Below are 12,028 nucleotides of genomic sequence, written 5' to 3'. Positions count from 1 at the left end.
CGGAAAAATCATTGCTGTCTGCTGTCCGGTCTTTAGAATGGCGACCAGCCCGCGATCCCGCTAGGTTCAAAATCGACCAAGTTGATCGTCTATCAAGGCGCGCGCCGCCAAATCCGCACAAAGGAAATCCCATGGCCTCCAAGCATCCCGAAACCCTTGCCCTGCACGCGGGCTACCGCGCCGATCCGACCACCGGGGCGGTGGCGGTGCCGATCTACCAGACCACCTCGTATCAGTTCCGCGATACCGAACATGCCTCGGCACTGTTTGCCTTGCAGGAGCTGGGCAATATCTACACCCGGCTTGGCAACCCCACCACCGACGTGCTGGAGCAGCGGGTGGCGGCGCTGGAAGGGGGCGTTGCGGCGCTGGCGGTATCCTCGGGGCAGGCGGCAAGTGCCTATGCAATTCAGAACATTGCCAAAGTCGGCGACAACATCGTGTCCTCGACCAACCTTTACGGCGGCACCTGGAACCTGTTCGCCAACACCCTGAAGGATCAGGGCATCGAGGTGCGGTTTGTCGATCCCGCCGACCCGCAGGCCTTCGTGGCGGCGTCCGACGCCCGCACCCGGGCCTGGTATGCCGAAACCCTGCCGAACCCCAAGCTGGAAGTGTTTCCGATTGCCGAAGTGGCCGCCCTTGGCCGCCCGCTGGGGATTCCGCTAATCGTTGACAACACCGCCGCCCCCTTGCTGGCCCGGCCCTTCGAGCATGGCGCGGCCATCGTGGTCTATTCCAGCACCAAATATCTGGGCGGCCATGGCACCTCGATCGGCGGGGTGATCGTGGATGGCGGCAATTTCGACTGGAAGGCACACCCCGAGCGGCAACCGGCGCTGAACACCCCGGACGCCAGCTATCATGGCGCGGTCTGGGTCGAGGCCACGGCACCGCTTGGCCCGGTGGCCTATATCATCAAGGCCCGCACCACGCTGCTGCGCGATCTGGGCGCGGCACCCTCGCCGTTCAACAGCTTCCAGACCCTGCAAGGCATCGAGACCCTGCCGCTGCGGATCGAGCGGCATTGCCAGAATGCGGCCAAAGTCGCGGCGTTCCTCGCCGGGCGACCCGAGGTTTCCAAGGTCATCCACCCCAGCCTGCAAACCGGCACGGCCAAGGCGCGGGCCGACAAATACCTGAAGGGCGGCTATGGCGGTCTGGTCGGGTTCGAGTTGAAGGCGGGCCGCGAGGCCGGGCAGCGGTTTATCAACTCGCTGGAACTTTTGTATCATGTCGCCAACATCGGGGATGCCCGCAGCCTGGCGATCCATCCGGCCAGCACCACCCATTCGCAGCTTTCGGCCGAGGACCGGCTGAAAACCGGGGTGACCGAAGGCTATGTGCGGCTGTCGATCGGGCTGGAGCATATCGACGACATCCTGGCCGACATCGCGCTTGGCCTTGCGGCGGCCGGAGCAGTTTGAACCAGACGGTCGGTCCGGCAAAAGGCGGCCGCCGCTGCGCCAGCGCAGCGGCGGCCGCCTGCTTTTCGCCACCGCTTGGGTTTGCCAACCAATGCTGTTGCCGCTAGTCTTTCAACAAATGCCAAGGGGGGATGACATGCGGTTGAAACTCGGGATGGTGGGTGGCGGGCAGGGCGCGTTCATCGGGGCGGTGCACCGGATCGCGGCGCGGCTGGACGGGCATTGGGATCTGGTGGCGGCGGCGCTGTCGTCCGACCCCGCGCGGGCGGCGGCCTCGGCGGCAGAGCTTGGCATCGACCGCAGCTATGAAAACTACCTCGACATGGCCGTGGCCGAGGCCGGCCGCGCCGATGGCATCGACGCCGTGGCCATCGTGACGCCGAACCACCTGCACGCGCCGGTGGCCGAGGCCTTCCTGCGCGCCGGGATCCATGTGATCTGCGACAAGCCGCTGACCGCGACCATGGCGCAGGCCGAGCATCTGGCCAAGGTCGTGGCCGAAAGCGGCAAGCAGTTCATCCTGACCCACAATTACACCGCCTATCCGCTGATCCGGCAGGCCCGTGCCATGGTGGCATCCGGCGCGCTGGGCACCATCCGGCTGGTCAATGCCGAATATCTGCAGGACTGGCTGGCCACGCCGCTGGAACAGACCGGCTCCAAGCAGGCCGAGTGGCGCACCGACCCCGCGCGGTCGGGCGTTGGTGGCGCGATTGGTGACATTGGCACCCATGCGCTGAACCTTGCGGGGTTTGTCACCGGTTTGCAGGTCACGCAGCTTTCGGCCGACCTGACCAGCTTTGTGCCGGGGCGGCGGCTGGATGACGATGCGCAGGTGCGGCTGCGCTTTGCCGGTGGCGCCAAGGGCCTGCTTTGGGCAAGCCAGGTCGCCACCGGCAATGAAAACGGCCTGCGGCTGCGGGTGTATGGCGACAAGGGCGGCATCGAGTGGCAGCAGGAAAATCCCAACGTGCTGCGCTTCACGCCCCTGGGTCAGCCGACGCAGATATTGACGCGGGCGGGGGCGGGGTCGTGGCCGCAAGCCGCGCGGGTCAGCCGCACGCCCGCAGGGCACCCGGAAGGCTATCTGGAAGGCTTTGCCACCATCTACGCGGAAGCGGCAGCGCTGATCGCCCATGCCAAATACGGCACGCCGCTGGACCCTGCGGTGACAGCACCCGGGCTGGCCGACGGGATGCTGGGGATGCGGTTTCAGGTGGCCTGCGTGGCCTCGTCGCAGGCCGATGCGGCCTGGGTGAACGTGTAGGCGAGGGCGGATGATGGGCAGGCTTTCGGGCAAGACGGCACTGGTGACGGCGGCTGGGCAGGGCATCGGGCGGGCCTCGGCCTTGGCGATGGCGCGGGAGGGGGCGCGGGTGATTGCGACCGATGTCAACGCCACGGCGCTGGCGGACCTCGCTGCCGAGGGGCTGGAAACCCGGCTGCTGGACGTGCGCGACCCGGCCAGCATTGCCGCGGCGGTGGAGGCTGTGGGGCCGCTGGACGTGCTGTTCAACTGCGCGGGGTTTGTGGCGTCGGGGACGATTCTCGACTGTGACGAAGAGCAATGGGCCTTCAGCCTCGACCTGAACATGACGGCGATGTATCTGATGTGTAAGGCTTTTCTGCCGGGGATGCTGGCCAAGGGCGGCGGGTCGATCATCAACATGGCCTCGGCGGTGTCGTCGGTGATCGCGGCGCCGAACCGCTTTGTCTATGGCACCACCAAGGCCGGGGTGATCGGGCTGACCAAGGCGATTGCCGCCGATTTCATCACCAAAGGCATCCGCGCCAACGCCATCTGCCCCGGCACGGTGGAAAGCCCGTCGCTGGAGGCCCGGCTGCGCGCCACCGGCGATTTCGAAGCGGCGCGGGCTGCCTTTGTCGCCCGCCAGCCGATCGGCCGCATCGGCCAGCCCGAGGAGATTGCCGCGCTGGTGGTCTATCTGGCCTCGGACGAATCAAGCTATACCACCGGCGTCGCGCATGTGATCGACGGCGGCTGGGTCAATACCTGAAGGGATGAGACGATGAAACTTCTGCGCCACGGACCCATCGGGGCCGAAAAGCCCGGCCTTCTGCACAGCGATGGCAGCATCCGCGATCTTTCGGGCGTGGTGGCCGATATCGGCGGCGCTGCGCTGTCGGATGCAGGCATCGCCGCCCTGCGCGCGGTGGATGCGGCCAGCTTGCCCGTTGTGGCGCCGGGCACGCGGCTGGGGCCTTGCGTGGCGGGCACTGGAAAATTCATCTGCATCGGGCTGAACTATTCCGACCATGCCGCCGAGACCGGGGCCTCGGTGCCGCCCGAACCGATCATCTTCATGAAGGCCACTTCGGCCATCTGCGGCCCGAACGACCCGATCATCATCCCGCGCGGCTCGGTCAAGACCGACTGGGAGGTGGAGCTGGCGGTGATCATCGGCACGAAGGCGAAATACGTCAGCGAGGACAAGGCGTTGGACCATGTGGCGGGCTATGCCATCACCAATGATGTCAGCGAGCGGGCGTTCCAGACCGAACGCTCGGGCCAGTGGACCAAGGGCAAATCCTGCGACAACTTCGGCCAGATCGGCCCCTGGCTGGTGACGCGCGACGAAGTGGCGGACCCGCAGGCTTTGGCGATGTGGCTGACGGTGAACGGCGAAAAGGTGCAGAACGGCTCCACCCGCACCATGGTCTATGGCGTGGCGCATCTGGTCAGCTACCTCACGCAGTTCATGACGCTGCATCCGGGCGATGTGATCTCCACCGGCACGCCGCCGGGAGTCGGGCTGGGGATGAAGCCGCCGCGTTACCTGAAACCCGGCGATGTGGTGGAACTGGGGGTCGAGGGGCTGGGCCAGCAGCGCCAGGACGTGATCGCTGATCCGACCTGACAGGGCGGGGCCTCCGGCGGGGATATTTTCGCAGAGAAGAAGCCCAAGGGGCGTGGGTCTGTCGGCTTTCGTCCCGGTGTGCTAAAAGGGAAAAAACCGGAGCAATTGCCATGGCCAAGAAGCACCCCAATCTTTCCGCCGTCGATCCGGTCTGGCAACGGGTCTGCGAGGAAGCCGCCGAGGCGATCCGGGTCGAGCCTCTGATGGGCGGCATGGTGCATTCGGCCTTGCTGCACCACGCCAGCATGGAACGGGCGCTGTCGTTCCGCTTTGCGATGAAGCTGGCCTCCAGCGAGATGGGCGAGCAGATCCTGCGCGAGATTGCCGACGAGGCCTATCTGGCCGAACCGGAGCTGGGGCAGGTGGCGCGGGTCGATCTGATGTCGGTCTATGACCGTGACCCGGCCTGCCACCGCTATCTGCAGCCGATCCTGTTCTTCAAGGGCTATCAGGCGGTGCAGGCCTATCGGGTCGGCCACTGGCTGTGGGGGCAGGGGCGGCGCGATCTGGCCTATCTGGTGCAGATGCGGGTCTCCGAGGTTTTCGGGGTGGATATCCATCCGGCAGCGAAGATCGGCCGCGGCGTGATGATCGACCACGCCCATTCCATTGTGATCGGTGAAACCGCGGTGGTGGGCGACAACGTGTCGATGCTGCATTCGGTGACGCTGGGCGGCACTGGCAAGGAGGATGGCGACCGGCATCCGAAGATCGGCAACGGGGTGATGATCGGTGCCGGGGCCAAGGTGCTGGGCAATATCCACGTCGGCGACTGCTCGCGGATTGCCGCGGGGTCGGTGGTGCTGCATGACGTGCCGCCGTGCTCCACCGTGGCCGGGGTGCCGGCGCGGGTGGTGGGCGAGGCGGGCTGCGCCCAGCCTGCGGTGATGATGGATCAGTTGCTGGACGAGGATATCTGAGGGGCCGCGCGCCCCTCAGGCCAGCATCGCCAGCGGCGCTTCCAGATGGCCGACGATGGCTTTCAGCAGCTCCGCCCCAAGGGCGCCGTCGATCACCCGGTGATCCACCGACAGAGTCAGCGTCATCAGCGTGGCGGCTTTCAGGCTGCCATCTTCGGCCACCACCGGCTTTTTCACCCCGGCCCCCACCGCCAGAATAGCGCCATGCGGCGGGTTGATCACCGCATCGAAGCTGTCGATGCCCATCATCCCGAGGTTCGAGATGGCAAAGCTGCCGCCGATATACTCGACGGGGGCCAGTTTGCGGGTCTTGGCGCGGGCGGCGAGGTCTTTCATTTCCGCCGAAAGCGCGGTCAGTGATTTCAGATGCGCGTCGCGCAGCACCGGGGTGAACAGACCGCCTTCCACCGCCACTGCCACCGCCACATCCGAGGGCGTCAGCCGCAGGATGCGGTCGCCGGCCCAGACCGCATTGGCATCGGGCACCGCCTGCAGCGCCAAGGCGCAGGCCTTGATGATGAAATCATTGACGGAAATCTTGATGTTCCGGGGGGCAAGCTGGGCGTTCAGCGCCTCGCGGAAGGCCAACAGCGCATCCAGCCGCACCTCGCGGCGCAGGTAGAAATGCGGGATGGTCTGCTTGGCCTCGGTCAGCCGCGCGGCGATGGTGCGGCGCATGCCGTCCAGCGGCACCTCGGTATAGGCGCGGTCGGCGTATTGCTTCTTCACCGCATCGGCACTGGCGCCAGTGGGCATGGGTGCAGCCATGGCCGGGGCAGGGGCAGCCGCGGCAGGGGTCTGGGCGGCCACGGGTTTCGCCCCCTCGACATCAGATTTCACAATGCGACCATGCGGGCCGGAGCCTTGCACGGCGCTCAGGTCAAGGCCCTTGTCCGCCGCGATCCGCCGCGCCAAAGGCGAGGCGAACACCCGCGCGCCTGCGGGTTTCGCCACCACGGGCGCGGGCTTGTCGTTTGCAGGTGCTGCGCTCTGCGCGGCCACAGGCGATGAGGGAGCGGCCGCGACCGAAGAGCTTTCGCTCAGCGCCTCGCCCTCTTCCAGCAACACCGCAATCGGCGTGTTGACCTTCACCCCGGCAGCACCTTCGGCCACCAGCAATTCCCCAACCACCCCGTCATCGGCGGCCTCGAACTCCATCGTCGCCTTGTCGGTCTCGATCTCGGCCAGGATCTGGCCGGACTTCACCGCATCCCCCACCTTCACCAGCCAGCGGGCCAGGGTGCCCTCTTCCATGGTGGGCGACAGCGCGGGCATCAGAATCTGCGTGGCCATGGCGGTGCCTCCTTACCGGTAACAGACGGATTTGACGGCGGCGACCACCTCGGCGGTGGTCAGCAGCGCCAGCTTTTCCAGATTGGCGGCATAGGGCATCGGCACGTCCTTGCCGGTGCAGTTGATCACCGGCGCGTCCAGATAGTCGAACGCCCGCTGCATGATCGTGGCCGACAGATGGTTGCCGATGGCACCGACCGGCCAGCCCTCTTCCACCGTCACGCAGCGGTTGGTCTTCTGCACCGAAGCAATCACCGTGTCATAGTCGATGGGCCGCAGCGTGCGCAGATCAATCACCTCGGCGCTGATGCCCTCGGCGGCCAGCTTGTCGGCAGCCTCCAAAGCATAGCTCATGCCGATGCCGAAGCTGACGATGGTCACATCGGTGCCGATCCGCCACACCCGCGCCTTGCCGAACGGAATGGTGAAATCCTCCAGCACCGGCACCTCGAAGCTGCGGCCGTAAAGGATTTCGTTTTCCAGGAAAATCACCGGGTTGGGGTCGCGGATGGCCGATTTCAGCAGGCCCTTGGCGTCGGAGGCCGAATAGGGCATCACCACCTTCAGCCCCGGAATATGGGCAAACCAGGCGGCGAAATCCTGGCTGTGCTGGGCGCCGACCCGCGCCGCAGCACCATTGGTGCCACGGAACACGATCGGGCACCCCATCTGGCCGCCCGACATGTACAACGTCTTGGCCGCCGAGTTGATCAGGTGATCCATCGCCTGCAAGGCAAAGTTGAAGGTCATGAATTCGACGATCGGGTTCAGCCCGCCAAAGGCAGCACCCACTGCCAGCCCGGCAAAGCCATGCTCGGTGATCGGCGTGTCGATCACCCGCCGGGCGCCAAATTCCTCCAGCAAGCCTTGGCTGATCTTGTAGGCGCCCTGATATTCGCCGACTTCCTCGCCCATCAGGAAAACCCGGTCGTTGGCGCGCATCTCCTCGGCCATCGCCTCGCGCAACGCCTCGCGCACGGTCATCGGCTTCATCGCCGTGCCTTCCGGCCAATCGGGCGAGCGCGAGACCTGCACCGCCACCGGCGCCGGGGCCGCGGCAACCACCGCCGCCACCTTGGCCTGCGGCGCTGCCACCACCGCGGCGCTTTCGCCTTCCTGCACCAGCACGGCAATCGGCGCGTTGACCTTCACACCCGCGGCGCCCTCGGCCACCAGCAAGGCCGAGATCACGCCCTCGTCCACCGCCTCGAATTCCATCGTCGCCTTGTCGGTCTCGATCTCGGCCAGGATCTGACCGGATTTCACCTTGTCACCGGCTTTCACCAGCCATTTCGCCAAGGTGCCCTCCTCCATGGTGGGCGACAGTGCGGGCATAAGGATTTGCGTGGCCATGTCTTTTCCCCCTCAGGCGTAGATGTCGGTCCAAAGCTCGGCAACATCCGGCTCGGGGCTTTCCTTGGCGAATTCCGCCGCTTCATTGACGATGGCCTTGATGTCGCGGTCGATGGCCTTCAGATCCTCGTCCGAGGCCAACCCGGCACCCAGCAGCAGATCGCGCACATGCTCGATCGCGTCCTTTTCGTCCTTCATCTTCTGCACCTCCTCGCGGGTGCGATACTTCGCGGGGTCCGACATCGAGTGGCCGCGGTAGCGATAGGTCATCATCTCCAGAATATACGGCCCCTCGCCGGCGCGGCACACCGCCACCGCCTTTTCCGCCGCCGCCTTCACCGCCAGCACATCCATGCCATCGACCGGCTCGCCCTTGATGCCGTAGGCCGCACCGCGTTCCCACAGGCTGGGGCCCCGGGTCGAGCGTTTCATGCTGGTGCCCATGGCATACTGGTTGTTTTCAATGACGAAAATCACCGGCAGGTTCCACAGTTGCGCCATGTTGTAGGTCTCGTAAACCTGACCCTGGTTGGCCGCCCCGTCACCGAAATAGGCGAAGGTCACGTTGTCATTGCCCAGATACTTGTCGGCAAAGGCCAGCCCCGCCCCCAGCGGCACCTGCGCCCCCACGATGCCATGGCCACCGTAGAAATGCTTCTCCTTGGAAAACATGTGCATGGAGCCGCCCTTGCCGCGCGAATAGCCGCCCGCGCGCCCGGTCAGTTCGGCCATCACCCCCTTGGCATCCATGCCGCAGGCCAGCATGTGGCCGTGGTCGCGATAGCTGGTCAGCCGCTTGTCGCCGGGCTTGGCCGCCGCCTCCAGCCCGACCACAACCGCCTCTTGCCCGATATACAAATGGCAGAACCCGCCAATCAGCCCCATACCGTAAAGCTGCCCGGCCTTCTCCTCGAATCGCCGGATCAGCAGCATCTCGCGGTAGAAATGCAGCAGTTCATCCTTGGAAACATTTGATTTCTCGGGCGTTTTCTTGGTGGCCATCGTGGCGGTCCTCCCTCGGCGGCAAAGATAGTTTAGTGTTAAACTACTCTTACCGCATCGGAAAACAAAGTTCGAGCGGAAATTCGCGCCGCATTTGAATCGGCGAAATCCAGCTTCATCTGTTCGAAAATATCCCCGCCGGAGGCCCTGCCTTCCAGCACGCCCGCCCTAACGGATCACGATCTCGTCGGCGCGGATGTAGCCCAACACGTCGCGGGCCTGTTCGTCCAAAAGGTCAAGATCCAGATAGGCATCCGACAGCCGCAGCGTGCGGTTCTGCATCTCGGCCAGCGCCTGCTTCAGCCGGTCACGCTCGGCCCGCAGCGCCTCGGCCTCGGCCTTGATCTGCACCTGGCGGAACACCCCGAAATCACCCTGCACCGCGGCAAAGGTGAAATAGCCACCGATCAGGACGGCGGCCATCAGGATCAGCGCATTGCTGATCGCGGGGCGGTTGGAGCGGATGGTCATGCGCGGCCTCTGGTTCTGCCTGTCGTTCTATGCAGGCGGATACCGCACCATGGCACAGCCGAATCACTTTGTGAATCCCAAAAGAATCACACGTGATCAATTCCTTGCAGTGCGGCAAGCCTGCGACTTGCAGCGGCAAGCGCATTGGCGCGACCATTGCGCGCCAACGCCTTTTTTCGCCGGTTCAGACGTTCAGCGCCGCCACACCGGGCAGTTCCTTGCCTTCCATCCATTCCAGGAAGGCGCCGCCCGCGGTCGAGATGAAGGTGAAATCATCCGCAGCCCCCGCCTTGTTCAGTGCCGCCACCGTGTCACCGCCGCCCGCCACCGAGATCAGCCCGCCCGCCTTGGTCAGCGCCGCCACCTGCAAGGCCGCGGCATTGGTCGCGGCATCGAACGGCTCGATTTCAAACGCCCCCATCGGGCCGTTCCAGATCAGGGTCTTGGCGCTGGCAAACACCTTGGCCAGGGCCGCCACCGTGGCAGGCCCGGCATCGAGGATCATTGCGTCAGCCGGGCAATCCTTGACATCCACCACCTTGTTGGCGGCACCCGCCTTGAACTCCCAGGCCACCACCACGTCGATCGGCAGATGGATGGTGCAGCCCGCCGCCTTGGCCTTGGCGACAATCTCAAGTGCTGTCGGCGCCATGTCACGCTCGGCCAGCGATTTGCCGACCTCGATGCCCTGCGCCACCAGGAAGGTGTTGGCCATGCCGCCGCCGATCACCAGATGATCGACCTTGGTCACCAGATTGCCCAGCAGGTCCAGCTTGGTCGAGACCTTGGCCCCGCCCACCACCGCCACCACCGGCCGCTTCGGGTTGCCAAGCGCGGCCTCCAAGGCCCGCAGTTCCGCCTCCATCAACCGCCCCGCCGCCGATGGCAGCAGATGCGCGATGCCTTCGGTGGACGCATGCGCCCGGTGCGCCGCCGAGAAGGCGTCGTTGACATAGACATCGCCCAAAGCGGCAAAGGCCTTGGCCAGTTCGGGGTCGTTCTTTTCCTCGCCGGCATGGAACCGGGTGTTTTCCAGCACCAGAACCTCGCCCGCAACCATCGCCTTCACCGCCGCCGCCGCCACCGGCCCGGTGCTTTCGGCGCAGAATTTCACCTTGCGCCCCGGCATCGCCGCCTGCATCGCCGGAATGATCAGCCCAAGGCTCATCTCGGCCACCGGCTTGCCCTTGGGCCGCCCGAAATGCGCCAAGAGCACCGGCTTGCCGCCGCGCGCCAGAATATCCTCGACCGTCGGCACGATCTTTTCGATGCGGGTGGCATCGGTGACTACGCCGTTTTCCATCGGCACGTTCACATCGACGCGCAGCAGCACCACTTTGCCCGCCAGCGCCACGTCGTCCAGAGTCTTCCAGGCCATTCGTCCCTCCAAATCCATTTGTCCCTGTTTCCGCCGTTCGCAAGCTTTCGTCAACCGCCGCCGAAGCTTTGCCCTTTCCCTTCGGCCTTCGCATCATTACCTTGGCGCCAGCAAAAAGGAGATGCCGCCGATGGCCGAAATCAAGGACCCGGAAAACACCATCATCATCACGCTGAAAGACGGCGATGTGGTGATCGAACTGCTGGCAGATGTTGCGCCGAAACACAGTGAACGCATGAAAGCCCTCGCCCGCAGCGGCGCCTATGACAATGTGGTGTTTCACCGCGTCATCGACGGCTTCATGGCGCAGACCGGCGATGTGGAAAACGGCAATGCCGAAAAGGGCTTCAACCTGCGGCGTGCGGGCACCGGCGGGTCGAACCTGCCCGACCTGCCGGCCGAGTTCTCCAAACTGCCGCATGCGCGCGGCACGCTGGGGGCGGCGCGCTCGTCCAACCCCAACTCGGCCAACAGCCAGTTCTTCATCAACTTCAAGGATAACGATTTCCTGAACGGCCAGTATACCGTTTATGGCCGGGTGATTTCCGGCATGGAGCATGTGGACAAGATCACCCGCGGCGAGCCCGCGCCGAACCCCGACCGGATGATCAAGGTGAAGGTGGCCGCCGATGTCGCGTGATGGTTTCATAGCGGGCGGCATTTTCGCCCTGGGTCTGGCCGTGGTCGGCGGCTATGCGCTGGCGCAAACCGCCACCGATGCGGCCGCCGATGGCCCCGGCCCCAATCTGGTGATCGAGGTGGCCGGTTCCACGACCGGCACCATCGTCATCGACCTGCTGCCGGATGTGGCGCCGCTGCATGTGACGCAGATCACCACGCTGGCCGCGCAAGGCGCCTATGACGACGTGGTGTTCCACCGCGTCATCGACGGCTTCATGGCGCAGACCGGCGACGTGCAATACGGCAAGGGTGCCGCCTCGGCGCAGGCCGGGATGGGGGGATCGGAGCTGCCGGATCTGAAGGCCGAGTTCTCGGACGTCAGTTTCGACCGCGGCGTGGTCGGCATGGCGCGGTCCTCGGACCCCGATTCTGCCAACAGCCAGTTCTTCATCATGTTCGCCCCGGCACCGCATCTGGACGGCCAATACACCGTGGTCGGCCGAGTGATCTCCGGCATGGAGGTGGTAGACGCGCTGAAGAAGGGCGAGGGCGGCAATGGCGAGGTCACCGACCCCGACCGCATGGCGAAAGTGACCGTGGCGGAATAACACCACCACAGGCCGGGGGTTTCACCCCCCGGACCCCCGTGGGATATTTCCTAAACCAAGGCGAAAGAAGAAAGAA

General features: G+C 65.2%; 12 protein-coding genes. 7 read left to right on the top strand and 5 right to left on the bottom strand.

Annotation, left to right across the window (positions count from 1 at the left end; translation table 11 throughout):
* Positions 1-131 precede the first annotated feature (131 nt).
* The 5 genes from RSW2DRAFT_RS13580 to cysE all read left to right on the top strand — a co-directional run bounded on the left by RSW2DRAFT_RS13580 (position 132) and on the right by cysE (position 5,226).
* A complete protein-coding gene (locus RSW2DRAFT_RS13580) occupies positions 132-1,427 on the top strand; it encodes an O-acetylhomoserine aminocarboxypropyltransferase/cysteine synthase family protein (protein WP_008031882.1) in 1,296 nt (431 codons plus the stop codon).
* A 136-nt stretch (positions 1,428-1,563) separates the two neighbouring features.
* Positions 1,564-2,694 (top strand): Gfo/Idh/MocA family protein, encoded by a 1,131-nt coding sequence (locus tag RSW2DRAFT_RS13575; protein WP_008031880.1) that lies wholly within the window; start codon positions 1,564-1,566, stop codon positions 2,692-2,694.
* Positions 2,695-2,704: 10 nt separating this feature from the next.
* Positions 2,705-3,445, top strand: a complete 741-nt coding sequence (locus RSW2DRAFT_RS13570; RefSeq protein ID WP_040672233.1) for an SDR family oxidoreductase — start codon at positions 2,705-2,707, stop codon at positions 3,443-3,445.
* 12 nt (positions 3,446-3,457) lie between these two features.
* Positions 3,458-4,306, top strand: a complete 849-nt coding sequence (locus RSW2DRAFT_RS13565) for a fumarylacetoacetate hydrolase family protein (RefSeq protein ID WP_008031874.1) — start codon at positions 3,458-3,460, stop codon at positions 4,304-4,306.
* 110 nt (positions 4,307-4,416) lie between these two features.
* On the top strand, positions 4,417-5,226 hold the full coding sequence (gene cysE, locus RSW2DRAFT_RS13560) for a serine O-acetyltransferase (protein ID WP_008031872.1): 810 nt from the start codon (positions 4,417-4,419) through the stop codon (positions 5,224-5,226).
* A gap of 15 nt (positions 5,227-5,241) precedes the next feature.
* On the opposite strand, the gene RSW2DRAFT_RS13555 is transcribed toward cysE, so the two are convergent.
* The 5 genes from RSW2DRAFT_RS13555 to RSW2DRAFT_RS13535 form a co-directional block, all read right to left on the bottom strand.
* Positions 5,242-6,519 (bottom strand): pyruvate dehydrogenase complex dihydrolipoamide acetyltransferase, encoded by a 1,278-nt coding sequence (locus tag RSW2DRAFT_RS13555; RefSeq protein WP_008031870.1) that lies wholly within the window; start codon positions 6,517-6,519, stop codon positions 5,242-5,244.
* A gap of 12 nt (positions 6,520-6,531) precedes the next feature.
* On the bottom strand, positions 6,532-7,872 hold the full coding sequence (locus RSW2DRAFT_RS13550) for a pyruvate dehydrogenase complex E1 component subunit beta (RefSeq protein ID WP_008031869.1): 1,341 nt from the start codon (positions 7,870-7,872) through the stop codon (positions 6,532-6,534).
* A 12-nt stretch (positions 7,873-7,884) separates the two neighbouring features.
* Entirely contained in the window at positions 7,885-8,874 is a 990-nt protein-coding gene (gene pdhA, locus RSW2DRAFT_RS13545) for a pyruvate dehydrogenase (acetyl-transferring) E1 component subunit alpha (protein ID WP_008031868.1), read from the bottom strand.
* Between the two features lie 168 nt (positions 8,875-9,042).
* On the bottom strand, positions 9,043-9,345 hold the full coding sequence (locus RSW2DRAFT_RS13540) for an FtsB family cell division protein (protein WP_008031867.1): 303 nt from the start codon (positions 9,343-9,345) through the stop codon (positions 9,043-9,045).
* A 184-nt stretch (positions 9,346-9,529) separates the two neighbouring features.
* Positions 9,530-10,723, bottom strand: a complete 1,194-nt coding sequence (locus RSW2DRAFT_RS13535) for a phosphoglycerate kinase (protein ID WP_008031866.1) — start codon at positions 10,721-10,723, stop codon at positions 9,530-9,532.
* Positions 10,724-10,853: 130 nt separating this feature from the next.
* Between RSW2DRAFT_RS13535 and RSW2DRAFT_RS13530 the strand changes: the two genes are divergently transcribed.
* Both RSW2DRAFT_RS13530 and RSW2DRAFT_RS13525 read left to right on the top strand, forming a co-directional pair.
* The gene (locus RSW2DRAFT_RS13530; RefSeq protein WP_008031865.1) at positions 10,854-11,363 is read left to right on the top strand and encodes a peptidylprolyl isomerase; all 510 of its coding nucleotides are present in this window, start codon (positions 10,854-10,856) and stop codon (positions 11,361-11,363) included.
* Positions 11,353-11,952 (top strand): peptidylprolyl isomerase, encoded by a 600-nt coding sequence (locus tag RSW2DRAFT_RS13525; RefSeq protein WP_008031864.1) that lies wholly within the window; start codon positions 11,353-11,355, stop codon positions 11,950-11,952. The genes RSW2DRAFT_RS13530 and RSW2DRAFT_RS13525 overlap by 11 nt, the downstream gene beginning before the upstream one ends.
* The last annotated feature ends 76 nt before the right edge of the window (positions 11,953-12,028 follow it).

The sequence above is a fragment of the Rhodobacter ferrooxidans genome, assembly GCF_000176015.1.
Classification (GTDB): Bacteria; Pseudomonadota; Alphaproteobacteria; order Rhodobacterales; family Rhodobacteraceae; genus Pseudorhodobacter_B; species Pseudorhodobacter_B ferrooxidans.
The sequence above is the reverse complement of the archived record's forward strand: the minus strand, read 5'-3'. Positions and strand labels throughout refer to the sequence as shown.

What these genes read in the sequence shown, in the direction of transcription:
- RSW2DRAFT_RS13580 (WP_008031882.1), top strand. Translation starts at nt 132, where the DNA reads ATGGCCTCCAAGCATCCCGAAACCCTTGCCCTGCACGCGGGCTACCGC.
- RSW2DRAFT_RS13575 (WP_008031880.1), top strand. Translation starts at nt 1,564, where the DNA reads ATGCGGTTGAAACTCGGGATGGTGGGTGGCGGGCAGGGCGCGTTCATC.
- RSW2DRAFT_RS13570 (WP_040672233.1), top strand. Translation starts at nt 2,705, where the DNA reads ATGATGGGCAGGCTTTCGGGCAAGACGGCACTGGTGACGGCGGCTGGG.
- RSW2DRAFT_RS13565 (WP_008031874.1), top strand. Translation starts at nt 3,458, where the DNA reads ATGAAACTTCTGCGCCACGGACCCATCGGGGCCGAAAAGCCCGGCCTT.
- cysE (WP_008031872.1), top strand. Translation starts at nt 4,417, where the DNA reads ATGGCCAAGAAGCACCCCAATCTTTCCGCCGTCGATCCGGTCTGGCAA.
- RSW2DRAFT_RS13555 (WP_008031870.1), bottom strand. Translation starts at nt 6,519, where the DNA reads ATGGCCACGCAGATTCTGATGCCCGCGCTGTCGCCCACCATGGAAGAG.
- RSW2DRAFT_RS13550 (WP_008031869.1), bottom strand. Translation starts at nt 7,872, where the DNA reads ATGGCCACGCAAATCCTTATGCCCGCACTGTCGCCCACCATGGAGGAG.
- pdhA (WP_008031868.1), bottom strand. Translation starts at nt 8,874, where the DNA reads ATGGCCACCAAGAAAACGCCCGAGAAATCAAATGTTTCCAAGGATGAA.
- RSW2DRAFT_RS13540 (WP_008031867.1), bottom strand. Translation starts at nt 9,345, where the DNA reads ATGACCATCCGCTCCAACCGCCCCGCGATCAGCAATGCGCTGATCCTG.
- RSW2DRAFT_RS13535 (WP_008031866.1), bottom strand. Translation starts at nt 10,723, where the DNA reads ATGGCCTGGAAGACTCTGGACGACGTGGCGCTGGCGGGCAAAGTGGTG.
- RSW2DRAFT_RS13530 (WP_008031865.1), top strand. Translation starts at nt 10,854, where the DNA reads ATGGCCGAAATCAAGGACCCGGAAAACACCATCATCATCACGCTGAAA.
- RSW2DRAFT_RS13525 (WP_008031864.1), top strand. Translation starts at nt 11,353, where the DNA reads ATGTCGCGTGATGGTTTCATAGCGGGCGGCATTTTCGCCCTGGGTCTG.